Source organism: Pseudomonas sp. D3-27 (genome assembly GCF_051132165.1).
Lineage (GTDB): Bacteria > Pseudomonadota > Gammaproteobacteria > Pseudomonadales > Pseudomonadaceae > Aquipseudomonas.
This window is the reverse complement of the sequence record NZ_CP071667.1, coordinates 3,911,781-3,936,941: the sequence shown is the minus strand read 5'-3', so window position 1 is coordinate 3,936,941 and position 25,161 is coordinate 3,911,781. Positions and strand designations below refer to the sequence as shown.

At 60.6% G+C, this 25,161-nt stretch carries 28 protein-coding genes; 25 read left to right on the top strand and 3 right to left on the bottom strand.

Features of this window, described 5'->3' with window-relative positions:
• Positions 1-43 precede the first annotated feature (43 nt).
• From fabD to araH, 20 genes are all read left to right on the top strand, one after another.
• The gene (gene fabD / locus J3P92_RS17755; protein ID WP_434607108.1) at positions 44-982 is read left to right on the top strand and encodes an ACP S-malonyltransferase; all 939 of its coding nucleotides are present in this window, start codon (positions 44-46) and stop codon (positions 980-982) included.
• Positions 983-997: 15 nt separating this feature from the next.
• On the top strand, positions 998-1,741 hold the full coding sequence (fabG, locus tag J3P92_RS17750) for a 3-oxoacyl-ACP reductase FabG (protein WP_420767185.1): 744 nt from the start codon (positions 998-1,000) through the stop codon (positions 1,739-1,741).
• Positions 1,742-1,931: 190 nt separating this feature from the next.
• Positions 1,932-2,168, top strand: coding sequence for an acyl carrier protein (gene acpP / locus J3P92_RS17745; RefSeq protein WP_003175607.1), 237 nt, complete (start codon positions 1,932-1,934; stop codon positions 2,166-2,168).
• Positions 2,169-2,276: 108 nt separating this feature from the next.
• A complete protein-coding gene (fabF, locus tag J3P92_RS17740; protein WP_109754384.1) occupies positions 2,277-3,521 on the top strand; it encodes a beta-ketoacyl-ACP synthase II in 1,245 nt (414 codons plus the stop codon).
• Positions 3,521-4,336: an aminodeoxychorismate lyase gene (gene pabC, locus J3P92_RS17735; RefSeq protein WP_434648546.1), complete on the top strand. Its 816-nt coding sequence runs from the start codon at positions 3,521-3,523 to the stop codon at positions 4,334-4,336. Before fabF ends, pabC begins: the two co-directional genes overlap by 1 nt.
• A gap of 3 nt (positions 4,337-4,339) precedes the next feature.
• Positions 4,340-5,500 carry an endolytic transglycosylase MltG gene (mltG, locus tag J3P92_RS17730; protein ID WP_434560010.1) on the top strand — a complete coding sequence of 387 codons (1,161 nt, stop codon included), beginning with the start codon at positions 4,340-4,342 and terminating at the stop codon, positions 5,498-5,500.
• A gap of 20 nt (positions 5,501-5,520) precedes the next feature.
• Positions 5,521-6,153 carry a dTMP kinase gene (tmk, locus tag J3P92_RS17725; protein ID WP_434607102.1) on the top strand — a complete coding sequence of 211 codons (633 nt, stop codon included), beginning with the start codon at positions 5,521-5,523 and terminating at the stop codon, positions 6,151-6,153.
• Positions 6,146-7,132, top strand: coding sequence for a DNA polymerase III subunit delta' (locus tag J3P92_RS17720; RefSeq protein WP_434560006.1), 987 nt, complete (start codon positions 6,146-6,148; stop codon positions 7,130-7,132). The genes tmk and J3P92_RS17720 overlap by 8 nt, the downstream gene beginning before the upstream one ends.
• Positions 7,133-7,172: 40 nt before the next feature.
• Positions 7,173-7,529, top strand: coding sequence for a PilZ domain-containing protein (locus J3P92_RS17715; RefSeq protein WP_186611513.1), 357 nt, complete (start codon positions 7,173-7,175; stop codon positions 7,527-7,529).
• A 10-nt stretch (positions 7,530-7,539) separates the two neighbouring features.
• Entirely contained in the window at positions 7,540-8,334 is a 795-nt protein-coding gene (locus J3P92_RS17710) for a TatD family hydrolase (RefSeq protein WP_434607096.1), read from the top strand.
• Between the two features lie 383 nt (positions 8,335-8,717).
• Positions 8,718-9,356, top strand: a complete 639-nt coding sequence (locus J3P92_RS17705; protein ID WP_039593659.1) for a TetR/AcrR family transcriptional regulator — start codon at positions 8,718-8,720, stop codon at positions 9,354-9,356.
• 138 nt (positions 9,357-9,494) lie between these two features.
• Entirely contained in the window at positions 9,495-10,463 is a 969-nt protein-coding gene (locus tag J3P92_RS17700) for a GTP 3',8-cyclase MoaA (protein WP_420767192.1), read from the top strand.
• 211 nt (positions 10,464-10,674) lie between these two features.
• Entirely contained in the window at positions 10,675-11,280 is a 606-nt protein-coding gene (locus J3P92_RS17695; RefSeq protein ID WP_039593661.1) for a DUF4823 domain-containing protein, read from the top strand.
• A gap of 15 nt (positions 11,281-11,295) precedes the next feature.
• Positions 11,296-11,856, top strand: a complete 561-nt coding sequence (locus J3P92_RS17690) for a DUF1285 domain-containing protein (RefSeq protein ID WP_420767193.1) — start codon at positions 11,296-11,298, stop codon at positions 11,854-11,856.
• Between the two features lie 114 nt (positions 11,857-11,970).
• Positions 11,971-12,714, top strand: a complete 744-nt coding sequence (locus tag J3P92_RS17685) for a FadR/GntR family transcriptional regulator (protein WP_434560002.1) — start codon at positions 11,971-11,973, stop codon at positions 12,712-12,714.
• Positions 12,715-13,590, top strand: a complete 876-nt coding sequence (locus J3P92_RS17680) for an SMP-30/gluconolactonase/LRE family protein (protein ID WP_434648543.1) — start codon at positions 12,715-12,717, stop codon at positions 13,588-13,590. It abuts the gene before it with no gap.
• Positions 13,591-13,827: 237 nt separating this feature from the next.
• Positions 13,828-14,646 carry an SDR family oxidoreductase gene (locus J3P92_RS17675; RefSeq protein WP_434648541.1) on the top strand — a complete coding sequence of 273 codons (819 nt, stop codon included), beginning with the start codon at positions 13,828-13,830 and terminating at the stop codon, positions 14,644-14,646.
• Positions 14,647-14,821: 175 nt separating this feature from the next.
• Positions 14,822-15,826, top strand: coding sequence for a substrate-binding domain-containing protein (locus J3P92_RS17670; protein ID WP_420767197.1), 1,005 nt, complete (start codon positions 14,822-14,824; stop codon positions 15,824-15,826).
• 75 nt (positions 15,827-15,901) lie between these two features.
• The gene (gene araG, locus J3P92_RS17665) at positions 15,902-17,446 is read left to right on the top strand and encodes an L-arabinose ABC transporter ATP-binding protein AraG (protein WP_434648538.1); all 1,545 of its coding nucleotides are present in this window, start codon (positions 15,902-15,904) and stop codon (positions 17,444-17,446) included.
• A 10-nt stretch (positions 17,447-17,456) separates the two neighbouring features.
• Entirely contained in the window at positions 17,457-18,425 is a 969-nt protein-coding gene (araH, locus tag J3P92_RS17660) for an L-arabinose ABC transporter permease AraH (RefSeq protein WP_420767199.1), read from the top strand.
• 205 nt (positions 18,426-18,630) lie between these two features.
• On the opposite strand, the gene J3P92_RS17655 is transcribed toward araH, so the two are convergent.
• Complete coding sequence (locus J3P92_RS17655) at positions 18,631-19,011, bottom strand: Rho termination factor N-terminal domain-containing protein (protein WP_434559996.1); 381 nt, start codon at positions 19,009-19,011, stop codon at positions 18,631-18,633.
• Positions 19,012-19,043: 32 nt separating this feature from the next.
• Complete coding sequence (locus J3P92_RS17650; protein WP_434559994.1) at positions 19,044-19,391, bottom strand: hypothetical protein; 348 nt, start codon at positions 19,389-19,391, stop codon at positions 19,044-19,046.
• A 167-nt stretch (positions 19,392-19,558) separates the two neighbouring features.
• Here J3P92_RS17650 and J3P92_RS17645 point away from each other — a divergent pair, with 167 nt between their 5' ends.
• Positions 19,559-20,041 (top strand): GNAT family N-acetyltransferase, encoded by a 483-nt coding sequence (locus J3P92_RS17645; RefSeq protein WP_030137727.1) that lies wholly within the window; start codon positions 19,559-19,561, stop codon positions 20,039-20,041.
• A 3-nt stretch (positions 20,042-20,044) separates the two neighbouring features.
• Here the strand turns inward: J3P92_RS17645 and J3P92_RS17640 are convergent, their stop codons facing one another.
• Positions 20,045-20,677: a glutathione S-transferase family protein gene (locus J3P92_RS17640; RefSeq protein WP_434648536.1), complete on the bottom strand. Its 633-nt coding sequence runs from the start codon at positions 20,675-20,677 to the stop codon at positions 20,045-20,047.
• Positions 20,678-20,863: 186 nt separating this feature from the next.
• Between J3P92_RS17640 and J3P92_RS17635 the strand changes: the two genes are divergently transcribed.
• The 4 genes from J3P92_RS17635 (at position 20,864) to J3P92_RS17620 (ending at position 25,109) form a co-directional block, all read left to right on the top strand.
• Positions 20,864-21,847: a 2-dehydro-3-deoxygalactonokinase gene (locus tag J3P92_RS17635; RefSeq protein WP_420767203.1), complete on the top strand. Its 984-nt coding sequence runs from the start codon at positions 20,864-20,866 to the stop codon at positions 21,845-21,847.
• Positions 21,848-21,866: 19 nt separating this feature from the next.
• Positions 21,867-22,487 (top strand): 2-dehydro-3-deoxy-6-phosphogalactonate aldolase, encoded by a 621-nt coding sequence (locus J3P92_RS17630; protein WP_434607083.1) that lies wholly within the window; start codon positions 21,867-21,869, stop codon positions 22,485-22,487.
• Between the two features lie 49 nt (positions 22,488-22,536).
• Positions 22,537-23,685, top strand: coding sequence for a galactonate dehydratase (gene dgoD / locus J3P92_RS17625; RefSeq protein WP_420767205.1), 1,149 nt, complete (start codon positions 22,537-22,539; stop codon positions 23,683-23,685).
• 113 nt (positions 23,686-23,798) lie between these two features.
• Entirely contained in the window at positions 23,799-25,109 is a 1,311-nt protein-coding gene (locus tag J3P92_RS17620) for an MFS transporter (RefSeq protein WP_420767206.1), read from the top strand.
• Positions 25,110-25,161 lie beyond the last annotated feature (52 nt).

Sequence of the window (25,161 nt, the reverse complement as noted above, 5' to 3'; positions counted from 1 at the left end):
GGCGTCAATTTTTGACGACAAGATCATTAAGGGCTTTGTTTTCATGTCTGCTTCCCTCGCATTCGTCTTTCCAGGACAGGGCTCGCAGTCCCTCGGCATGCTGGCCGAGCTGGGCGCGCAATACCCGCTGATCCTCGAAACATTCAAAGAAGCATCCGATGCACTCGGCTACGACTTGTGGGCACTGACCCAGCAAGGGCCGGAAGAGCAACTCAATCAAACCGATAAAACCCAGCCGGCAATCCTGACGGCCTCCGTTGCGCTGTGGCGCCTATGGTTGGCCGAGGGCGGCGCCCGCCCGGCGTTTGTCGCCGGTCACAGCCTGGGCGAATACAGCGCCCTGGTGGCTGCGGGTAGCCTGAGTCTCGGCGACGCGGTGAAGCTGGTGGAACGTCGTGGCCAATTGATGCAGGAAGCCGTTCCGGCCGGGCAGGGCGGCATGGCCGCGATCCTCGGCCTGGAAGACGCCGACGTGTTGGCAGCTTGTGCCGAAGCGGCTCAGGGTGATGTGGTCAGTGCGGTCAACTTCAACTCCCCGGGCCAAGTGGTCATCGCGGGGGCCAAGGCCGCCGTCGAGCGCGCCATCGAGGGTTGCAAGGCGCGTGGTGCCAAGCGCGCCATGCCGTTGCCGGTCAGTGTGCCGTCGCATTGCGAGCTGATGCGTCCAGCCGCCGAGCGTTTTGCCGAGTCCATCGCCGCCATCGACTGGCAGGCTCCGCAGATTCCCGTGGTGCAGAACGTCAGCGCCAACGTCGCAGCAGACCTGGAGACCCTCAAGCGCGACCTGCTGGAGCAGCTCTACAAGCCGGTTCGTTGGGTTGAATCGGTCCAGACGCTGGCAGCCAAGGGTGCGACCGAACTGGTCGAGTGCGGTCCTGGCAAAGTGCTGGCAGGCCTGAACAAGCGCTGCGCCGAAGGCGTGTCCACTTCCAACCTCAACACCCCAGACGCTTTCGCTGCCGCTCGCGCAGCGCAAGCCTGAACAGGAGAAGCTTGCATGAGTCTGCAAGGTAAAGTTGCACTGGTGACCGGTGCAAGCCGCGGCATCGGCCAGGCCATCGCCCTGGAACTGGGTCGCCAAGGCGCCATCGTTGTCGGCACCGCGACGTCCGCTTCGGGCGCCGAGCGTATCGCCGCCACCTTGAAGGAAAACGGCATCCAGGGCACCGGTCTTGAGCTCAACGTGACCAGCGATGAGTCTGTTGCGGCGGTATTGTCCAGCATTCAGGAGCAGTTCGGCGCGCCGGCGATCCTGGTCAACAATGCCGGTATCACCCGCGATAACTTGATGATGCGCATGAAAGATGACGAGTGGTTCGACGTGGTCGATACTAACTTGAACAGCCTGTACCGGCTGTCCAAGGGCGTCCTGCGTGGCATGACCAAGGCTCGTTGGGGCAGAATTATCAGTATCGGCTCGGTTGTGGGTGCCATGGGCAACGCAGGCCAAGTAAACTATGCTGCAGCGAAGGCCGGTCTGGAAGGTTTCAGCCGTGCGCTGGCACGAGAAGTCGGTTCGCGCTCGATTACGGTAAACTCGGTTGCACCGGGTTTCATCGACACCGACATGACCCGTGAACTGCCGGAAGCGCAGCGTGAAGCCTTGTTGACACAGATTCCGCTGGGTCGTCTGGGGCAAGCTCAAGAAATCGCGTCCGTGGTCGCTTTTCTTGCTTCGGACGGTGCGGCATACGTGACTGGGGCTACAATCCCGGTGAACGGCGGGATGTACATGAGTTAAATGTGACGGATTGCTTCAAAAAAATGTCATACGAGCTGTCTAAAATCCGTTATAAAGCTGCAATCTATTTATAGGCGGCGGGCCCCAGGTTCGAGGAGTGAAGCTTTCGGTTGAAAAACCGAAAAGTCTTTCTATACACTTACCCACCGGCCAGCTGCCTGAATTTGTCCATTAGGAGTGAAAACAAGGTATGAGCACCATCGAAGAGCGCGTCAAGAAAATCGTTGCCGAGCAACTGGGCGTTAAAGAAGAAGAAGTTGTGAACACCGCTTCCTTCGTTGAAGACCTGGGTGCCGACTCCCTTGACACCGTTGAGCTGGTGATGGCTCTGGAAGAGGAATTCGAGACCGAGATTCCTGACGAAGAAGCTGAAAAGATCACTACTGTACAAGCTGCTATCGACTACGTTACCAGCCACCAGGCGTAATCGTATTCAGTCGTCGCTAGCTGTCATGGAAAAACCGCACTGCCATCACGGCGTGCGGTTTTTTCTTTAGGCCTGATGCAAAGTCGTCATTTGAAAAAGGAGAGTGCTGTGTCGCGTAGACGCGTCGTAGTCACCGGTATGGGTATGTTGTCGCCACTGGGCACGGATGTGCCGAGCAGCTGGCAGGGCATTCTGGCTGGCCGTAGTGGCATTGGTCTGATCGAACACACCGACCTTTCTGCCTATTCCACCCGTTTTGGCGGCTCGGTAAAGGGCTTCAATGTCGAGGAATACCTGTCGGTCAAGGAAGCTCGCAAGCTTGACCTGTTCATTCAATACGGCTTGGCTGCCGGTTTTCAGGCAGTGCGTAACGCCGGCCTGGAAGTCACCGACGCCAACCGCGAGCGCATCGGCGTGGCAATGGGTTCAGGTATTGGTGGCTTGACCAATATCGAAGAAACCAGCCGCACGCTGCATGATTCGGGGCCGCGACGGATTTCTCCGTTCTTCGTGCCGGGCTCGATCATCAATATGATTTCCGGTTTCCTGTCCATCCACCTCGGTGCACAGGGGCCTAACTATGCCATCGCCACGGCGTGCACCACCGGCACCCACTGCATCGGCATGGCCGCGCGCAACATCATGTACGACGAAGCCGACGTGATGATCGCCGGCGGCGCCGAAATGGCGGCCTGCGGTCTGGGCATGGGCGGTTTCGGCGCCTCCCGCGCGCTGTCGACCCGCAACGATGAGCCTGCACGGGCCAGCCGGCCTTGGGACAAGGGCCGCGACGGCTTCGTGCTGTCCGATGGCGCCGGTGCGCTGGTGCTCGAAGAATTGGAGCACGCCAAGGCTCGCGGTGCGACCATTTATGCCGAGCTGATCGGCTTTGGTACCAGCGGCGATGCGTACCACATGACGTCGCCACCGGCCGATGGCGCTGGTGCTGCCCGCTGCATTGCCAATGCCTTGCGTGATGCGAAGATCAATGGCGAGCAGGTCCAGTACATCAACGCCCACGGCACTTCGACCCCGGCGGGTGACCTGGCTGAAGCCCAGGCGATCAAGACGGTGTTTGGCGAGCACGCCTACAAGCTGGCCGTCAGTTCCACCAAGTCCATGACCGGTCACTTGTTGGGTGCGGCGGGGGCGGTGGAAGCCATCTTCAGCGTACTGGCGATCAATAGCCAGACCGCGCCGCCGACCATCAACCTCGATGAGCCGGACGAAGGTTGCGACCTTGACTTCGTGCCGCATACGGCCCGCAGCATGGACATCGATGTGGTGTTGTCCAACTCCTTCGGCTTTGGCGGAACCAACGGATCGCTGGTGTTCCGCCGGTTCGCCGGTTGATGGAAAGCTGGGTCGACGGTCAGCCGGCAGACGTCCTGTCGCTGAAAGATCGCGGCCTGGCTTATGGCGATGGGCTGTTCGAGACCATCGCCGTGCGCAATGGCGCACCTGTACTGCTGGAGCGCCACCTGCAGCGTCTGGAGGCCGGTTGCCAGCGTCTGGCGTTCAACGTCGACTTGAGCGTGCTGGGTGCTGAGCTGAGCGCCTATGCCCAGCGCCTGGGTAATGGCGTGCTGAAACTCATCGTGACCCGGGGCAACAGCCTGCGTGGTTATGCGGCCGATCCGTCGAGTCCGGCCAGGCGTATTCTGCAAGGAAGCCCGCCGGCTGCTTATCCCACCACCCATGCCGAACAAGGCATCCAAATGTTCCCCTGCACCGTGCGTTTGTCCGAACAGCCCTTGCTCGCCGGCCTCAAGCACCTCAATCGCCTGGAGCAAGTGCTGGCCCGCGCCGAGTGGCGCGACATCGAGCATGCCGAGGGATTGATGCTTGATACGTCCGGACGGGTGATCGAAGGCGTCTTCAGCAACCTGTTCCTGGTGCGCGATGGCGTTCTGTTCACAGCGGACCTGAGCCGTTGTGGCGTGGCCGGTGTGATGCGCGCCGAATTATTGTTTCAAGCCAAGTCCCAAGGCATCGCCACGCAAATCACCGACATCAGCCTCGAACAGCTGCACCAGGCCGATGAAGTCATGGTCTGCAACAGCGTTTATGGCGTGTGGCCGGTACGCGGATGCGGTTCGGCGCGCTGGCCCGTTGGCCCGCTCACCCGTAAACTGCAGGCCCTTGCCCGTGCGCTATTGGATGCTTGATTCGTGAGACGTAAATTCTTGTTGTTGCTGGAGACCGGACTGGTTCTGGCAGGGCTGTTGTTGGGCGCTTCGGCCTGGAAAATTCATTCGGCGCTGCAGCAGCCGTTGAACATCACCCAGGAAGAGTTGCTGGATGTGCCCAATGGGACCACGCCGACCGGAACCCTCAATCGTCTCGAAGCCGATGGCCTGATCAAGGATGCGTTCTGGCTGCGCGTCTATTGGCGTTTCAATCTTGCCGGCCAGCCGTTGCACACTGGTGAATACCGGATGGTGCCGGGCATGACGATGGAAGGCCTGATCGGCGTCTGGAAGCGCGGTGAAGTGGTGCAGTACAGCGTGACGCTGGTGGAGGGCTGGAACTTTCGCCAGGTGCGCGCGGCGTTGGCCAAGGATGAAAAGCTCGAGCAGACGCTCGCCGGCCTCAGTGATAGCCAGGTCATGGATCGCCTTGGCCATTCCGGCGTATTTCCGGAGGGTCGGTTCTTCCCGGACACCTACCGATTCGTGCGCGGTACATCGGATGCCGACCTGCTGAAGAAAGCCTACGAGCGGCTCGACGATGTGCTTGCCAAGGAATGGGCGCAACGGGCCGCCGACGTGCCCTACACCCAACCCTATCAAGCATTGATCATGGCTTCGCTGATAGAAAAGGAAACCGGTGTGCCCCAGGAACGGGGTCAGATTGCCGGGGTGTTCGTGCGGCGCCTGCGCCTGGGCATGCTGCTGCAGACCGATCCCACTGTGATCTACGGCCTGGGGGAGCGCTACACCGGCAAGCTCACCCGTTCCCATCTGAAAGAACCCAATCCTTACAACACCTACCTGGTGCCGGGCCTGCCGCCTACGCCTATCGCGATGGTCGGGCGCGAGGCGATTCACGCAGCATTGAACCCGGCCGACGGCAACAGCCTTTACTTTGTTGCGCGAGGCGACGGCAGCCATGTGTTTTCCGATGATCTGGAGTCGCACAACAATGCGGTGCGTGAATACCAGCTCAAACGTCGCGCCGACTACCGCTCCAGCCCGGCCCCGGCCACACCTGAAGATTCGGCGCCGATTCCCGCCGCGTCACCTGATACCGCGCCGCAAGACGGGCCCCAGGTGCCGCCTCAGGATCCGGCCCCCGAACCGGATGCCAGTGAGCCACCGAACCCGCAATGACTTTGACTAAGGATCGCCCCGTGACTGGTTTGTTTATCACGCTGGAAGGCCCGGAAGGCGCCGGCAAGAGTACCAACCGCGAATACCTCGCCGGACGCCTCCAGGCCGCCGGCATCGAGGTGGTCTTGACCCGCGAGCCGGGCGGTACGCCGCTGGCCGAGCGGATTCGCGAGGTGTTGCTGGCGCCCCTTGAAGAAGTCATGAACCCTGATGCTGAGTTGTTGTTGGTGTTCGCTGCCAGGGCGCAGCACCTGGCCGAAGTGATTCGACCGGCGCTGGCCCGAGGAGCCGTGGTGCTTTGTGACCGCTTCACCGATTCGACTTACGCCTACCAGGGCGGTGGCCGAGGCTTGTCCGTCGAGCGTATCGCTGCGCTGGAAACGTTCGTCCAGGGCGACCTGCGGCCGGACCTGACCCTGGTTTTCGACCTGCCGGTGGAAATCGGCCTGGCGCGGGCCAGCGCTCGTGGCAGGCTGGATCGCTTCGAGCTTGAAGGGGCAACGTTCTTCAATGCCGTGCGCGACGCCTTCATCGAGCGCGCCAAGGCCGATCCGACGCGTTACCTGTTGATCGATGCCGCGCAGCCGTTGACCCAGGTCCAGCAATCGCTGGATGCGGTGTTGCCCGGGTTGCTGGAGCGTGCCCGTGGCTGAAGCCTATCCCTGGCAGGACGGTCTCTGGCAGCAACTGGCCGGCCGCACGCAGCATGCCCACGCGTACCTGTTGCATGGCCCGGCCGGTATCGGCAAGCGGGCGTTGGCCGAGCGCCTGATGGCGAGCCTTTTGTGCCAGGCCCCGACGGCCACGAATGCCTGCGGGGAATGCAAATCGTGCCTGCTGCTCAAGGCTGGCAGTCATCCGGACAATTACGTGCTGGAACCTGAAGAAGCGGACAAAGCGATCAAGGTCGACCAGGTCCGTGACTTGGTCAGCTTCGTGGTCCAGACCTCGCAAATGGGCGGGCGCAAAGTCGTGCTGGTCGAGCCGGTTGAGTCAATGAACATCAACGCCGCCAACGCTTTGCTCAAGAGCCTCGAAGAGCCTTCCGGCGATACCGTCCTGTTGCTGGTCAGTCATCAGCCGAGCCGTTTGCTGCCGACCATCAAGAGCCGCTGCGTGCAGCAGGCCTGCCCGCTGCCCAGCCAGGCGATGAGTTTGCAATGGCTCGCCCAGGCCATGCCTGACAGCACCGATGAGGAACGTGGCGAACTGCTGACCCTGGCCGCCGGTTCGCCGCTGGCGGCCGTCAGCCTGCAGGCCCAAGGCGTGCGCGAGCAGCGGGCGTTGGTGGTGGACGGCGTGAAGAAGCTGCTCAAGCAGCAACAATCTCCAACGCAACTGGCCGAAGGCTGGAACGCCATTCCCCTGTTGCTGTTGTTTGACTGGTTCTGCGATTGGTCGAGCCTGATCCTGCGTTATCAGCTTACCGAGGACGAAGCCGGCCTCGGATTGACCGACATGCGTAAAGTCATCCAATACCTGGCGCAAAAAAGCAGCCAGGACAAAATCTTGAACATCCAGGACTGGATTCTTGCCCAACGTCAGAAGGTGTTGAGCAAGGCCAACCTCAATCGCGTATTGCTGTTGGAGGCGCTGTTGGTGCAATGGGCGAGTTTGCCTGGTCGTACCTGACAGAGGCACTAGACTCAGCTCAATCGCAGCGGAGACCAGCATGAACGAACCTGTCAGTCCCGGACCACGCAACGGCATCCTGTCCCTGACCATCAAGGACAAGTCGGTGCTCTACGCGGCCTACATGCCGTTTATCAAAAACGGCGGCCTGTTCATTCCCACCAACAAGAATTATCGCCTGGGCGACGAGGTGTTCATGCTGTTGAGCCTGATGGACGAACCGGAAAAAATCCCGGTCGCCGGCAAGGTGATCTGGATGACTCCCAAAGGCGCCCAGGGCAACCGGGCCGCCGGCGTTGGCGTGCAGTTCAACGAAGGCGACAACTCGGCTCGCAACCAGATCGAAACCCACCTGGCCGGAACGCTCAAGTCCGACCGTCCCACCCATACGATGTAGCCTGGCCCTTATGCTCGTAGACTCTCATTGCCACCTCGATCGCCTTGACCTCGCCGCCCATGGCGGATCCCTCGACGCCGCGTTGGATGCGGCGCGCCAGCGAGGGGTGGGGCATTTCCTCTGCATCGGTGTCAGCGCCGACAACGCCGCCGACGTCAAGCGCCTGGCTGAACGATACGAAGACGTCGATTGTTCGGTGGGCATCCACCCACTGGATGTGCAGCCCGATGCCACGCCGGCCCTGGATTGGCTGTTGCACGAACTCGATCATCCGCGAGTCGTGGCTATCGGCGAGACCGGGCTCGACTATCACTACGAGCCGGAGGCCGCCGAAGTCCAGCAGGCGTCGTTCCGGTTGCACTTGGAGGCCGCCAGGCAGACCGGTAAGCCGGTGATCATCCATACCCGTGGCGCGCGGGCCGATACCTTGGCATTGCTGCGGGACGCGGCGCTGCCCCACGCCGGTGTGCTTCATTGCTTCACCGAGGATTGGGATATGGCCAAGGCTGCCCTGGACATGGGTTATTACATTTCCTTGTCCGGCATCGTCACGTTCCGTAATGCCGACGCCCTGCGCGACGTCGCAAGCAAAGTGCCAGCCGATCGTTTGTTGGTGGAAACCGACTCGCCTTATCTGGCGCCCATCCCTTATCGTGGCAAGCCCAACCTTCCGCAGTATGTCCGGGAGGTTGCCGAATACCTGGCGATGCTGCGGGGGGAACCGTACGACCGGTTCGCGGAGCAAACCACCGAAAATTTCAAGCGGCTGTTCCCGTTGGCTCGGGTCCGTACGGCAAGAGCCTGAAATCGAGGCAAAAAAAACCCGGGTTCTGGGGGGTGAATCCGGGTTAAGACCATTAGGAGTAAAACAAAGGCACGCGGTCCGTTGGTACCTTTATCGGCGCGTCACTTGGGGGAGATGTCGTGCCGACAGTTCAAGTATTGATCAGTCTGGCGATGAGTCCAGTTTGACCGAGGTCGTTTTTAAACAAATTTGGAATACGTTCGCTTCGGATAAGTTCTCATTGCCGGCAAAGCCTGCCCAGGCGGGTCCGCGCTTACCAACTGAGGAGCTGGGGTCGCACCGTTTTGTGAAGAACTGTGGCCGTGCGCGGATGATCCGTGCATTTTTGCGTAAGTTAGGCATAATACCCGGCTTCGAATTTTGACCCTTCAGACCTTTTTCTTATGCACAAAGAACCTCGTAAGGTCCGTGAGTTTCGTCGCCGCGAGCAGGAAATTCTCGACACCGCGCTCAAGTTGTTCCTCGATCAGGGTGAAGACAGCGTCACCGTCGAGATGATTGCGGATGCCGTGGGTATCGGCAAAGGCACGATTTACAAACACTTCAAGTCCAAGGCAGAGATCTACCTGCGGCTGATGCTCGATTACGAGCGGGATTTGAACGAGCTGTTGCATTCGGCCGATGTCGACAAGGACAAGGAAGCGCTGTCCCGAGCGTACTTCGAGTTCCGCATGCGCGACCCGCAGCGTTACCGCTTGTTCGATCGCCTGGAAGAAAAGGTGGTCAAGGGCAACCAGGTGCCGGAAATGGTCGAGGAGCTGCACAAGATCCGCGCCTCGAATTTCGATCGCCTGACCTTGCTGATCAAGGGCCGGATCAGCGAAGGCAAGCTTGAAGACGTCCCGCCGTATTTCCACTACTGCGCTGCCTGGGCGCTGGTGCACGGCGCGGTGGCGCTGTACCACTCGCCGTTCTGGAGCAATGTGCTGGAAGACCAGGAAGGCTTCTTCCAATTCCTGATGGATATCGGTGTGCGCATGGGAAACAAGCGCAAGCGCGACACGGATACGCCGAGCAGTTGAGGCATTCAGCTGCTTAATTGCGCCATGTCCGCTTACATGGCGCAGTGCCCCAGGAATATACTCGGGCTTGGGTCTTGCGAAAACTTGATTTCTAGGTCAATTTTCACGGGCTCGATTCTTCTTTCGCCGGAGTGATCCATGATCGTTGACCGTCAAGGCAGGCGTTTTCGCAATTTGCGGATCAGCCTGACTTCAGCCTGCAATTACGCCTGTACCTACTGCGTGCCTGACGGCAAGCGGCTGGTGGCTGCGCAGGATGAACTGTCGGCCGAGGCCATGGCGCGAGGCGTGGCGTATCTGATCGAAGCGGCCGGAATCGAGCGGTTGCGCATCACGGGTGGCGAGCCGCTGGTCAGCCCCAAGCTTGAGAGCTTCATGACAGCGGTGGGGCAGATGGGCCTTGAGGACATCAGCCTGACCACCAACGGCCAGTTGCTGGCCAGGAAGCTGCCCCTGCTAATGAATGCCGGTATCCGCCGGATCAACGTTTCCCTCGACACCCTGGACGCCGCTGCGTTTCGCAGCATAGCCCGCGGAGGAGACCTGGCGACTGTGCTCGATGGCATGGAGCAGGCCCGGGCGGCGGGCCTGAAGATCAAGGTCAACATGGTGCCGCTGCGCGGGCAGAACCTCGATCAGGTGATGCCGTTGCTTGAATACTGCCTGGAACGTGGCTATGAGTTGCGCTTCATCGAGTTGATGCGCATGGGGCACCTGGCCAAGGATTCCAATGCGTTCCTTCAGCAATTCGTCAGCCTTCAGCAACTGCTGGGCCTGATTGGCGACCAATACGAATATCTGCAAGCCGACGCTCCCGTCGATGCCACGGCTGTGCGCTATGAAATTCCCGGGCTCGGGCACTTTGGCGTGATCGCCAACGAAAGCGTGCCGTTCTGCCGAACCTGTTCGCGACTGCGGTTGTCTTCCACTGGCTGGCTGCACGGCTGCCTGTCGTCGAGCAACCGTCATTACGTCGGCGATCTGCTGGACAAGCCCCGACACCAGGCGTTGCCGGCGCTCCAGCGCTTGCTGGTCAAGGCGTTGGGAGACAAGCAGGAAGTAGCGTTCTCGGGTGGCGCGACCATCATGAAAATCATTGGCGGCTGACTGGCTTCTCGTGGCGAGGGAGCTTGCTCCCGCTCGGCTGCGAAGCAGTCGCAACGTGCAAAGGGGCCGCTACGCCGAAGCGTTGGACCGGCCCTGCGGGAGCAAGCTCCCTCGCCACAGGTATTCCAAGTCGCATACCCTGCAAGCTGGCGCAAAAGCTGCATCCCACGGCCATTCGCCGGTTTTCCGTCACCGGTTTTTGGAGGATAGGATGCGTAGCCTGTTTTTGCTGCTGACCGTTTTGACGCTTGGTGGCTGCATGAATGTCAGCGATATGGGGGAGGGCGTTCGTTATCACATGAGCGATGCCGGCCTGCTGGACCATAGCGACAGCCGCCGTGTAAACAACCTGCGCATCCAGCCGGATTCCTTCATCTACATCGCTCAGGGCGCTTTTGCTCCGCCAGGTAGCGCCTATCCGCGACCCAACGTCGTGGCTGAAGAAGCCTTCAATGGATTCATCGAATATTTCCCGATGGTTCGTCGCGCCCGGGTCCCGGAAGGCCTCGATCAGGCGATGGGTGAAGCGCGTGCCGCCGGTGCCCACTATTTGCTCTACACCCGATTTGCCAAGGCGGACAACCGCATCGGCAACACCGACGAATGGCTGGATGAAGAGGCGGTGGATCGCCTGGGTGTCGACACCAGTGTGATTCAAATCATGTTGATCGAGACCAGCACCCAGTATTTGATTGATACTGCACGCATCAAGAGTCGTGGCGGTTTGCTGACGTTGCACGACAAGCAGCCACAAGACCTCATCGCCGCGCCGTTGCGTGAGTACGCCCGCAGCTTGTTGGGGATGAGCAACGAATAAACAGAAGGGGGCACCATGAGCGGACCGCAAAAAGCCAATGACCTGCTGGGGCAGATCCCCAAGACCAAAGGCCTGCCGCCGGTCCACTTGTGGAACCCTGACTTCTGCGGCGACATCGACATGCGCATCGCCCGCGATGGCACTTGGTACTACCTGGGCACCCCCATCGGACGCAAGCCGATGGTCAAGCTGTTCTCCACCATCATTCGCCGCGACGGCGATGATTACTTTCTGATTACCCCTGTGGAAAAAGTCGGCATCAAGGTCGATGATGCGCCGTTCGTGGCCGTGACCCTGGAGGTCGAAGGAGAGGGGGAAGGGCAGTTGTTGCGCTTTACCACCAATGTCGAGGAAGTCACCGAAGCCGGCCCGGAACATCCGATGCGGGTGATGATCGATCCCCAGACCCAGGAACCGGCGCCTTACATTCATGTGCGCAGCAATCTTGAAGCGCTGATTCATCGCAATGTGTTCTATCAATTGGTGGAGCTTGCGGTCAGCCGTGAGATAGATGGGCAGCGCTGGTTGGGCGTCTGGAGTGGTGGCGAGTTTTTCCCCATCGGCCTGGAGCCCTGATTTTTCTGTAGGAACGAGCTTGCTCGCTCTCACAAGGCCCCAAAAATTCAAATTGACACCCAATCGTATGATGATTAGCGTGGGCACCTAACAAGAAATGCCCACGGGGTGCTCATGTCCAGCAGTTTTCACGCGTCGACCGTCGATTGGCTGGGGGGCTGGATCGCCGCCGGCCAGGTCAAGCCTGGGCAAACCATCAAGGTCGAGGCGGATCTGGGCGAGCAACTGGGCGTCAGCCGCACGGTGATTCGCGAAGCCATCAAAACCTTGGTGGCCAAAGGCATGCTGGAAGTCGGGCCGAAGGTCGGCACGCGGGTGTTGCCGGTGCGCCGCTGGAACCTCTTTGATCCACAAGTGGTGGGCTGGCTGTCGCGCAGCGGCTTGCCGGAGAATTTTGTCGACGATCTGCTGGACCTGCGCCGCACCATCGAACCGATGGCCGTGCGCTGGGCCTGTGAACGGGCGACGGCCGACCAGGTGCAGGCGATCCGCCTGGCCTATCATGCGCTTGAGCGGGCGGTGGACAGCGGTGCGGATTACAACCGCGCCGACCAGTTCTTCCACGAATGCATCCTCGCGGCCAGCCACAATCAATTCATCGAACAAATGGTCCCAGCCCTCGGAGCGTTGTTGGCGGTTTCGTTCGAGGTGTCGGCCGCCGACCCGGACGAACTGCGCCGCACGCTGCCGATCCACAAGGACATCGCCGAAGCCATCGCCGCTCGGGACGCGACGCGAGGCGTCTGGGCCTGCATGACGCTGATCGATAACGCAGACCTGGCCATCAAGCGTTTTTACCCCAATGTCATGGCCGGTCGAACAGACAACGCCGGGAAACTCGGGAACAGGAGGTTTTAAATGAAGTGGACGGCTGTGACGGAGCATCGGGCGAAGCTGGGCGAGGGGCCTTTTTGGGACGAGCCGACCCAGGCGCTGTATTGGGTCGATATTGCCGGCAAGCAGGCGTTGCGGCTGATTGGCAAGAACGTGCAGATCTGGCAGATGCCTGAGCACGTCTCTGCATTCATCCCGACCCAGAGCGGCAATGCCTTGGTGACGTTGAGCAGTGGCGTTTACCGGTTGGACCTGGACTCCCCAGGCCTGGAACCGCGCCTGAAGTTGCTGTGCATGGCCGATCCCCAGCCGGGCAATCGCGCCAACGAAGCCCGCTGCGATGCGTTGGGCCAGCTCTGGCTGGGCACCATGCAGAACAACATCGGGGAAGATGGCGAAGACTTGCCCATCGAGCAGCGCTCCGGTGGGCTGTTTCGTGTCGGCGGCGATGGCCGCGTGATGCCGCTGTTGCGTGGCTTGGGCATCCCCAACACATTGTTGTGGAGCCCTGATGGCACGACCGTCTATTTCGGCGAGAGCCTGGACGGGACCCTTTATCGGCACTTTATTTATCCCGATGGAAAACTCGCGCCCGCCGAAGTCTGGTTCGGACCCCATTCCCGTGGCGGGCCGGATGGTTCGGCGATGGATGCGCGGGGCTATATCTGGAACGCCCGTTGGGACGGCAGTTGCCTGCTGCGGTTGCATCCGGAGGGTCACGTCGATCAGGTGATCGAATTGCCGGTCAGTCGCCCTACCAGTTGTGTATTCGGTGGTGAAGACCTACGGACTTTGTATATCACCAGTGCGCAAAGTCCCCTCAATCACCCATTGGACGGGGCGGTGCTATCGATGCGCGTCGATGTGCCGGGCGTGGCTTGTACGCGGTTCGCGGGGTAAATCCCAAAATATGGGATGTAAATATATATATTGAGATTATTCGGCGGTCGGGTTTATAGTCGGCTCCATCAGCAATACGCACTCACACTTAAAAAAACAAAACAGGTGAAGTGATGCATCGTTTTTTCCCGGAACGCCTCGGCGGTGTTCGCGAATCAGTGTTGAGCCCACAGCTTTTGAACCGGCCATCGTTGGGTGTCCGGTTTTTGTCGTGTGTTTGCACTGGAGGCCCCGTCCATGGCTGAAGCGCTTTGCTTGCCGCCGGTGCCTGAGCCCGTGAAGGGCGAACGCCTGAAAGACAAGGTCGTGCTGTTGACCGGCGCTGCCCAGGGCATCGGCGAAGCCATTGTCGCCGCGTTCGCTTCGCAACAGGCCCGGCTGGTCATCAGCGACATCCAGGGGGAAAAGGTCGAAACCGTCGCCGCCCATTGGCGTCGACAGGGTGCGGATGTCCAAGCGCTGAAGGTTGATGTCTCGAACCAACAGGATTTGCACGTCATGGCCCGCCGGGCGGTCGAGTTGCATGGTCGCATCGACGTGCTGGTGAACTGCGCAGGCGTCAACGTGTTCCGCGATCCGCTGGAAATGACCGAAGAGGACTGGCGCCGTTGCTTCGCCATCGACCTGGATGGTGCTTGGTACGGTTGCAAGGCGGTGTTGCCGCAGATGATCGAACAGGGCGTGGGCAGCATCATCAACATCGCGTCGACCCATTCGTCCCACATTATTCCCGGTTGTTTCCCATACCCCGTAGCCAAACATGGCCTGCTGGGCCTGACCCGTGCCCTGGGCATCGAGTACGCACCCAAGGGCGTGCGGGTGAACGCCATTGCGCCGGGCTACATCGAGACTCAACTGAACGTCGACTACTGGAACGGCTTTGCCGATCCCCAGGCCGAACGCCAGCGCGCGCTGGACCTGCACCCGCCACGGCGCATCGGGCAGCCGATTGAAGTGGCAATGACGGCCGTATTCCTGGCCAGTGACGAAGCACCGTTCATCAATGCCTCATGCATCACCATCGATGGTGGGCGTTCGGTCATGTACCACGACTGAGCATTCTTGGATTGCGGAGGGAAACTTCGCCTGTAATCCAATCATCATACGATATGACTATTTACACCTATGCTTGTGCAGTAACACGATTTGACCGGCCAGCCTGCGCAATTCCACCCATGTGGAGCAGATCCCTGGACGTTTGGCTTTCAATAAAAAAAACAAGGAGTCAGCTATGAAATATCGTCGTGGGATCCGTTCCCTGTGTCGTGCCGCCCTGGCGGTGACCGCGGTCAGCCTTAGCAGCAGCCTGCTGGCAGCGGATCCGGTAAAAATCGGTTTTCTGGTCAAGCAGGCGGAGGAGCCCTGGTTCCAGACCGAGTGGGCTTTCGCCGAGAAGGCGAGCAAGGACAAAGGCTTCGAGTTGATCAAAATCGCCGTGCCCGATGGCGAAAAAACCCTTTCGGCCATCGACAGCCTTGCCGCCAACGGTGCCAAGGGCTTCGTGATCTGCCCGCCGGACGTGTCTCTCGGCCCAGCCATCATGGCCAAGGCCAAGCTTAACGATCTCAAGGTGATCGCCGTCGACGACCGTTTCGTCGACGCCAAAGGCAAGTTCATGGAGGACGTGCCATACCTGGGCATGGCGGCCTTCGAGGTGGGCCAGAAGCAGGGCGCCGCGATGGCCGCCGAGGCGAAAAAGCGTAACTGGGACTGGAAAGACACCTACGCGGTGATCAACACCTTCAACGAACTGGACACCGGCAAGAAGCGCACCGACGGTTCGGTCGATGCCTTGAAGAAAGCCGGGATGCCGGAAGACCACATTCTGTTTGCGGCGCTCAAGACCCTCGACGTCCCCGGCAGCATGGACTCCACCAACTCGGCGCTGGTGAAGCTGCCAAGCGCTGCGAAAAACCTGATCATCGGCGGTATGAACGACAACACCGTGCTGGGCGGCGTGCGCGCCACCGAAGCAGCCGGCTTCAAGGCGGCCAACGTGATCGGCATCGGCATCAACGGCACCGACGCCATCGGCGAGTTGAAGAAACCGGACAGCGGCTTCTTCGGTTCGATGTTGCCAAGCCCGCACATCGAAGGCTACAAGACCGCCGAAATGATGTACGAGTGGATCACCACCGGCAAGGAACCGCCGAAGTACACCGCCATGGACGAGGTGACGCTGATCACCCGGGAGAACTTCAAGCAAGAGCTGGAAAAGATCGGCCTGTGGAACTGACGGCCGGTTGATTCAAAAGCGGCCCTGGCCACATGAGTGGCAGGGTCGCTTGATCTCTGTGAGTTCGAGGTGGTTATGCAAGCGCAAACAGCGACATGGCAACACAACATCGGCGGCAGCTTGCGATTCAACGGGATCGGCAAGTCCTTTCCTGGCGTGCAGGCGCTGGCCAATATCAGTTTCGTTGCTCATCCGGGGCAGGTGCATGCCTTGATGGGCGAGAACGGCGCGGGCAAGTCCACGTTGCTGAAAATCCTCGGGGGCGCCTACATCCCGAGCAGCGGCGACTTGCAGATCGGCGAGCAGACGATGGCCTTCAAAGGCACCGCCGACAGCATCGCCAGCGGTGTGGCGGTGATTCACCAGGAATTACACCTGGTGCCGGAAATGACCGTCGCGGAGAACTTGTTCCTCGGTCATTTGCCGGCGCGTTTCGGCCTCGTCAATCGCGGCGTACTGCGTCAGCAGGCGTTGACATTGCTCAAAGGGCTGGCGGACGAAATCGACCCGCAGGAAAAAGTCGGTCGTCTGTCCCTTGGCCAGCGCCAGTTGGTGGAAATCGCCAAGGCCTTGTCCCGTGGCGCCCACGTCATTGCCTTCGACGAACCGACCAGCAGCCTGTCGGCCCGGGAAATCGACCGTTTGATGACGATCATTGCCCGCCTTCGGGACGAGGGCAAAGTAGTGCTGTACGTCAGCCACCGCATGGAGGAGGTGTTCCGCATCTGTGACGCGGTGACGGTCTTCAAGGACGGTCGTTATGTCCGCACCTTCGAGAACATGAGCGAGCTGACCCACGATCAGTTGGTCACGTGCATGGTCGGTCGCGATATCCAAGACATTTATGACTACCGCCCCCGGGAGCGCGGCGATGTGGCGTTGCAGGTGAAAGGCCTGCTCGGGCCGGGCTTGCGCGAACCGGTGAGTTTCCATGTACACAAGGGCGAGATCCTGGGCTTGTTCGGGCTGGTCGGCGCCGGTCGTACCGAGCTGCTGCGTTTGCTCAGTGGCCTGGAACGTCAGAGCGAGGGCAGCCTGGTCCTGCACGGCAAGGAATTGAAACTGCGTTCCCCCCGGGATGCCATCGCCGCTGGTGTGCTGCTCTGTCCGGAAGATCGCAAGAAGGAGGGCATCATTCCGTTGGGCAGCGTGGCCGAGAACATCAACATCAGCGCCCGTCCGGCTCATTCCGCGCTCGGCTGCCTGTTGCGTGGCGAGTGGGAGCGGGGCAATGCCGACAAGCAGATCAAGTCGCTCAAAGTGAAGACCCCGGCGGCGAGCCAGAAAATCATGTACTTGTCCGGCGGTAACCAGCAGAAAGCAATCCTGGGACGCTGGCTTTCCATGCCGATGAAAGTCCTGCTGCTTGACGAGCCGACGCGAGGCATCGACATCGGCGCCAAGGCCGAGATCTACCAGATTATCCACAACCTGGCGGCCGATGGCATCGCGGTGATTGTGGTGTCCAGTGACTTGATGGAAGTGATGGGCATTTCCGACCGGATCCTGGTGCTGTGCGAAGGGGCCATGCGCGGCGAGTTGCCGCGTGACCAGGCCGACGAATCCAACCTGCTGCAACTGGCGCTGCCGCGCCAACGCGTTGCCGACGCGGCGAACTGAGAGGTAAATCATGACCATCCAAAACAATGCACTGCCAACGGCGCGCAAACCCCTGGACCTGCGCCGCTTCCTCGACGACTGGGTCATGCTGCTGGCGGCCATCGGCATCTTCGTGCTCTGCACCCTGATGATCGACAACTTCCTGTCGCCGCTGAACATGCGCGGCCTGGGCCTGGCGATTTCCACCACCGGCATCGCGGCATGCACCATGCTGTATTGCCTGGCGTCCGGGCATTTCGACCTGTCGGTGGGTTCGGTGATTGCCTGCGCCGGCGTCGTCGCGGCCGTCGTGATGCGTGACACCAATAGCGTATTTCTCGGCGTGAGCGCGGCGTTGGTGATGGGGCTGATTGTCGGCCTGATCAACGGCATCGTCATCGCGAAACTGCGGGTCAATGCGCTGATTACCACGCTGGCGACCATGCAGATCGTACGCGGCCTGGCCTACATCTTTGCCAACGGCAAGGCGGTGGGGGTGTCGGAAGAATCGTTTTTCGTCTTTGGTAACGGCCAGATGTTCGGTGTGCCGGTGCCGATCCTGATCACCATTGCCTGCTTTCTGTTCTTCGGCTGGCTGCTGAACTACACCACTTATGGGCGCAACACCATGGCCATCGGCGGCAACCAGGAAGCGGCATTGCTGGCAGGCGTTAACGTTGATCGCACCAAGATCATCATCTTCGCCGTGCACGGTGTGATTGGTGCGCTGGCAGGCGTCATCCTGGCGTCGCGCATGACCTCGGGCCAGCCGATGATCGGCCAGGGTTTCGAACTGACCGTGATCTCTGCTTGTGTTCTGGGTGGCGTTTCGTTGAGCGGCGGCATCGGCATGATTCGCCATGTCATCGCCGGCGTGCTGATCCTGGCGATCATCGAGAACGCGATGAACCTGAAGAACATCGATACGTTCTACCAGTACGTCATCCGCGGCTCGATCCTGCTGTTGGCGGTGGTGATTGACAGGTTGAAACAGCGTTGAAGATTATTGGAGGCTGACCTGCCGCCATCGTCGGATCGCCGCCCGGAGCAGGCTCGCTCCCACACTGGCTCTGCACTGTTCCGAAGTCCTGAGCCAGGCGAAAAACCGGTGGGAGCGAGCCTGCTCGCGAATGCGTCGGTACATCCGACACTTCCTTAGCTGACCCACCGCATTCGCGAGCAGGCCCGCTTCCACAGTTTTCGCTCTACCCCGCCTTGCGCAACGCCTCGACCAGTTCCTGCTTGCGCATTTTCGAGCGTCCGGGAATATTTTTTGCCCGGGCTTCTTTCATCAAGCTGTCCACGGTCTGGGCCTCATGGGAGGCTTTGCTGGTGCGCGGCTGGCCTTCGCGGCTCTTGGCGGCGCGCCGGGCCGACTCCTTGCGGTCGGATTGCTTGGCTTCGGCGGGTTTCTTCTTGCCGGATCCACCAGAGCGTTCGCCGCCTCCCGATTGCTTGTTCACCGTGGCCCAGGCCCGAGCCTCGGCCTCGCCTTCCGACACACCTTTTTGCTCATAGCTGTCTTCGATGTGCTCGGCCTTGCGCTTCTGCTCATCGGTGTACTTGTCTTTGCTTCCACGAGGCATGGGAACGGTCCTCCTCAATGGCTGGGTAGAAGTTATTGACTGGAGGCCCCACCACCTTCAGAGCCTGAACCTCCGGTTGTGGTTTTCGAACCCACGCCAGTATCGGCATTGTCGGGCGCAGTGGAGTCAGGTGTGTTCATCCCGCCTTGGCGGCCCGTGTCGTTGCCTTGGACCCGCGGATCGGTGCCTGTGGCAGGCGGCTGGCCATTGTTCAAGGTGCCGCCCGTGCCATCGGTGTTCAGTTTGGGCAAACCTTGGGTGGCCGGCGAGTTGGGTGCCTGAACCGGGTCGGTCGGTCCGGTGCCACTGGTCGTGGCCGCGAAAGCCGCCGAAGACAGCAGCGTGGCGAATGTGAGTGCAGTCAGCCTTGAATAGATCATGGTGTCGCCTCCATTTTTTGAAATGCTTGCCAGATTTTTGGCCGCGCTGGAGTGGGGTTGGTGCCGCAGGGGCGACGAACGGCGCTATTGGGGGTGTCTTTAGAAGATGTGACGAGCGCCGCAGAGCGGCTTAGTATGATGCTTTCAATTGGCGACAAGGCCTGTTCATGTCCATCGAAATCCGTCCCGCGCAGCCCAGCGATGCGCCGCAAATCCTTGCTTTCATTACTGAGCTGGCCGATTACGAAAAAGCTCGCCACGAAGTCATCGCCAGCGTGGCCGACATCGAGCGCAGCCTGTTCAGCGAAGGCGCCACCGCCCACGGCTTGATCTGCCTGCGCGATGGCGTGCCGATCGGTTTTGCGGTGTTTTTCTTCAGCTATTCCACTTGGTTGGGCAGTAATTGCCTGTACTTGGAGGACTTGTACATCACGCCTGAACAGCGCGGTGGCGGGGCGGGCAAAACCTTATTGCGACATCTGGCGAAGATCGCCTGCGACAACGATTGTGGTCGCTTCGAGTGGAGCGTGCTGGACTGGAACACCCCGGCCATCGACTTCTACAAATCCCTCGGCGCGCAACCGCAGGAAGAGTGGGTGCGCTACCGGATGGATGGCAAGGTGCTCCGGGACTTCGCTAACGGCAACTGACGTTCATGAGTACGCGTCGGACGCCCACTGGGTAAACCCGGGTCGCTGTTGGAGTCGCGTGCAATAAGCGGCTACGGCTGGATAGTCCGGACGTTCCATGGGCGTCTGCCGCCAGCGGTGTACGGATAGGCCAATGAGTACGTCTGCAAGGGAAAAGTCTGCACCGGCTACGTAGGCGCCGGTGTGGTCCAGCTGTTGTTCCAGCAAGCCCATCTTCTTATTCCAGCCTTTGACGCCGGCGGCGATGAGTTGTGGGTCCTGGAAATCCGGGTGCTTGCGCACCAGTCCATAAAACGCATCGCCCCACGACGGATTGAGCTCGGTGGCTTGCCAATCCATCCACTGCTCTACACGCGCCCGTGCGGCAGGCTCGACAGGCAGCAGGTCGCTGCGCCCGTGCTTGCCCACCAGATAGCGGCAAATGGTGTTCGACTCCCAGAGCACGCCGCTCTCGTCGACAATCACCGGCACCTGGGCGTTGGGATTCAATGCCAGGAACGCCGGGTCATGGGTCGACGCGAAGCCGATGCCCCAGTCTTCGCGCTCGTAGGAGATTTCCAGTTCCTGGCAAGTCCACAAGACCTTTCTGACGTTAATCGAGGAAGTGCGGCCGAGGATCTTCAGCAATTGTCCCATCACTTTTTCCCTGAGTTGTTTGGCGTCCGGTCAGAAACGTAGCAGGGTCTTGGGTGGATGGCGATGCCTTCACGATAGAATTGATATCCCAATATGTGGGAGAGATATTTATATATTGAGATTTTCCTGCGTCCGGGTTTATAGTCCGCGTCACTCACTGCCCAATAAACAAAACAGGTGAAGCGGATGCAGGCGCAATTGATCGCGCTCGATTGGGGAACGACCTCATTACGGGCTTACAAACTAGCCGCGGGAGGCGAGGTGCTCGAACAGCGTTCGCTGTCGTCGGGGATCATGCAGTTGCCGTCCGGGCCGCGGACGATAGCGGGCCAGGTCTGCATCGACGGTTTTGAGCTGGCCTTCGATGAAGCCTGCGGCGATTGGCTCGATGCGCAGCCAGGCTTGCCCGTCATTGCCTGCGGCATGGTGGGCAGCGCCCAAGGTTGGCGGGAAGCGCCTTACTGCGACACGCCGGCAAACGTCGCCAATCTCGGACATTCCCTACAAATTATCCGGAGCCTTCGCGGTGTTGATGTTCACATCGTGCCAGGGGTAATCCAACGCTCCCGACTGCCCAATGTGATGCGCGGCGAAGAAACCCAGGTGCTCGGTGCGTTGCCTGGCTTGCCCAACGAAGCGGTGCTGATCGGCTTGCCGGGCAGCCATTCGAAATGGGTGGAGGCGGCCGAAGGCTGCATCGTCCATTTCGACACCTTCATGACCGGCGAGATCTTCGCCGTGCTCAGCGACCACAGCATTCTCGGCCGCACCCAGCAGCGCGGCGCGGCGTTCGATGGCGTGGCTTTCGATCGCGGCGTGCAGGTGGCGCTGTCGTCGGATGGGCAGATTGGCCCGCTGTCCACCGTGTTCAGCGCCCGCAGCCTGGGCCTGACCGGCGAGCTCGGCGCGAGCGCCCAGGCCGATTACCTGTCGGGTGTGCTGATCGGCCATGAGTTGACGGCCCTGGCCGCCGTGCAACGTCAACGGCGCAACAGCGTTCACCTGCCGACGGTCGTGCTGATTGGTAATTCTCAACTCTGCGCCCGTTACCAGCGGGCCCTCGACGCCTGCGGTTTCGCCCGCGTGATCCTGGCCGAACAGGCCACCGAACGCGGTTTGTGGCAACTGGCCTTGGCGGCCGGGCTGCTCGGACCCACCGCGTCGCGTTAAACCTGACTGGAGACCTGACATGCTCAAACAAGCATTGGCGCACAACGGGCTGATCGCGATTCTTCGCGGCCTGCGCCCCGAGGAGGCGGCATCTATCGGCGAAGTCCTGTATAGCGAGGGATTTCGAGTCATCGAAGTGCCGCTCAATTCCCCCGAACCGTACGAAAGTATCCGCATCCTGCGCAGTACCTTGCCCGCCGATTGCCTGATCGGCGCGGGTACCGTGCTGACCCCGGAGCAGGTGGAGCAGGTCAAGGCGGCCGGTGGCCAGGTGATCGTCATGCCTCACAGTGACCCGAAGGTCTTGCGGGCGGCAAAAGCGGCGGGGCTGTACCTGTCGCCCGGCGTCGCCACGCCGACCGAAGCTTTCGCCGCGCTGGCCGAGGGCGCTCATGTGCTGAAGATGTTCCCCGCCGAGCAAATGGGCCCGGCGGTGGTCAAGGCCTGGCTCGCGGTTTTACCGGCCGGGACCGTGCTGGTGCCGGTGGGCGGGATTACGCCGGACAACATGGCGGTGTTCGTCGAAGCCGGCGTCAAGGGTTTCGGCCTGGGTTCCGGGTTGTTCAAGCCGGGCCTGACAGCGGATCAAGTGGCGGTGCGCGCCAAGGCCTATGTGGCCGCATGGAATGCCTTGAACTGAAGACTTTTCCAGCGCTCCGAGCGCTGCATCTGACAAGAGAGACAACAAGATGAAAATCACCAAGCTGACCACGTTTATCGTTCCGCCGCGCTGGTGCTTCCTCAAGGTCGAGACCGATGAGGGCGTGACCGGTTGGGGCGAACCCGTGGTCGAAGGCCGTGCCCACACAGTGGCGGCTGCGGTTGAAGAATTGTCCGACTACCTGATCGGCAAAGACCCACGCAACATCGAAGACATCTGGACCGTGCTCTATCGCGGTGGCTTCTACCGCGGCGGGGCCGTCCACATGAGCGCCCTGGCCGGTATCGACCAAGCGTTGTGGGACATCAAGGGCAAGGCCCTGGGTGTGTCGGTCAGCGATCTGTTGGGCGGCCAGGTGCGGGACAAGATCCGTGTCTATTCATGGATCGGCGGCGACCGGCCGGCGGACACCGCCCGAGCGGCGAAAGAGGCGGTGGGACGCGGCTTCACGGCGGTGAAGATGAACGGCACCGAAGAACTGCAGTTCCTCGATACCTTCGAAAAAGTCGACCTGGCCCTGGCCAACGTGGCAGCGGTGCGCGACGCGGTCGGGCCGAACGTCGGCATTGGCGTGGATTTCCACGGCCGTGTGCACAAGCCAATGGCCAAGGTTCTGATGAAGGAGCTCGACCCCTTCAAGCTGATGTTCATTGAAGAACCGGTGCTCAGCGAAAACTACGAAGCCCTCAAGGAACTGGCGCCGCTGACCAGCACCCCGATTGCCCTGGGCGAGCGGTTGTTCTCGCGATGGGATTTCAAGCGGGTGCTCAGCGAAGGCTATGTGGACATCATCCAGCCGGATGCGTCCCACGCCGGCGGCATCACCGAAACCCGCAAGATCGCCAACATGGCCGAGGCCTACGATGTGGCGCTGGCACTGCATTGCCCGTTGGGTCCGATCGCCCTGGCGGCGTGCCTGCAACTGGACGCGGCTTGCTACAACGCGTTTATCCAGGAGCAGAGCCTGGGCATCCATTACAACGAAAGCAATGACTTGCTGGACTACATCAAGGACCCGCGAGTGTTCGACTATGACCAAGGATTCGTGAAAATTCCGAACGGTCCTGGCCTGGGTATCGAGATCAATGAGGAATACGTCATCGAGCGCGCGGCCATTGGCCATCGCTGGCGCAACCCGATCTGGCGCCATGCCGATGGCAGTTTTGCCGAATGGTGAGTCACGCCTGACCCTGTGGGAGCAAGCTCGCTCCCACAATTTGATCTTCGCAAGCAGGGAGATCTTCTTCGATGCGCCCGTTTCCTCAATAAACATAAAAAGAGGCACCTCACATGCAAGCGCACACCCTGAGCGCGCAGGCGTCGTCGGTGACGCCCAGCCGCAAGCGTTTTTTCATCATGGTGTTGCTGTTCATCACGGTGGTGATCAACTACCTGGACCGCAGCAATCTCTCGATCGCGGCCCCCGCATTGACCAGCGACCTGGGCATCGACCCGATCCACGTCGGGCTGATTTTCTCGGCGTTCGGCTGGACCTACGCCGCCATGCAGATCCCCGGCGGCTGGCTGGTGGACCGGGTGCCGCCGCGCATCCTGTATAGCGTGGCATTGTTGCTGTGGTCGGCGGCCACGGTGATGCTCGGTTTTGCCGCCAGTTTCATCGCGCTGTTCGTGCTGCGCATGGCCGTCGGTGCCCTGGAAGCGCCGGCTTATCCGATCAACAGCCGCGTGGTCACCACCTGGTTTCCCGAGCGCGAGCGGGCCACGGCCATTGGTTTCTATACCTCCGGGCAGTTCGTTGGGCTCGCATTTTTGACACCGGTGCTGGCGTGGCTGCAACACGCGTTTGGTTGGCACATGGTGTTTGTCGCCACGGGCGCGGTGGGCATTCTCTGGGCGGTGATCTGGTATGCGGTATATCGCGAGCCTCGGGATTTCAAGGGCGCCAATGCCGCGGAAATCGAGTTGATCCGTGAGGGTGGGGGGCTGGTGGACATCCAGGCCGATACCGCCAAGGCCAAGGCCAAATTCAGCTGGAGCGACCTGGGCATCGTCCTGACCCAACGCAAGTTATGGGGTATCTACCTGGGACAGTTCTGCCTCAACTCCACGCTGTGGTTTTTCCTGACGTGGTTCCCGACCTACCTGGTGAAGTATCGCGGCATGGACTTCATCAAGTCCGGCTTGCTGGCGTCGTTGCCGTTCCTTGCGGCATTCGTCGGCGTGCTGTGTTCCGGCTTCTTCTCGGACTGGCTGATCCGCCGGGGCGCCACGGTGGGTTTTGCGCGCAAGCTGCCGATCATTGGCGGGCTGCTGATTTCCACCTCGATCATCGGCGCCAACTTCGTGGAGTCGACGCCCCTGGTGATCGCCTTCCTGGCCCTGGCGTTCTTCGGCAATGGCCTGGCGTCGATCACGTGGTCACTGGTTTCCACCTTGGCACCGGCGCGGTTGCTCGGTTTGACCGGCGGGGTGTTCAATCTCATCGGTAATCTGGCGGCCATCGCCACGCCGATTGTCATCGGCTTCCTTGCCAGCGGTGATTCGTTTGCCCCGGCCATTACCTATATCGCCGTATTGGCATTGGCCGGGGCGCTGTCCTACATCCTGCTGGTCGGGAAGGTCGAGCGCATCGAGTTGTAGTCCGACGGGGCGGGCGACCATAATGCCGCCCGTTCCCCGCACTGTTGAAGGC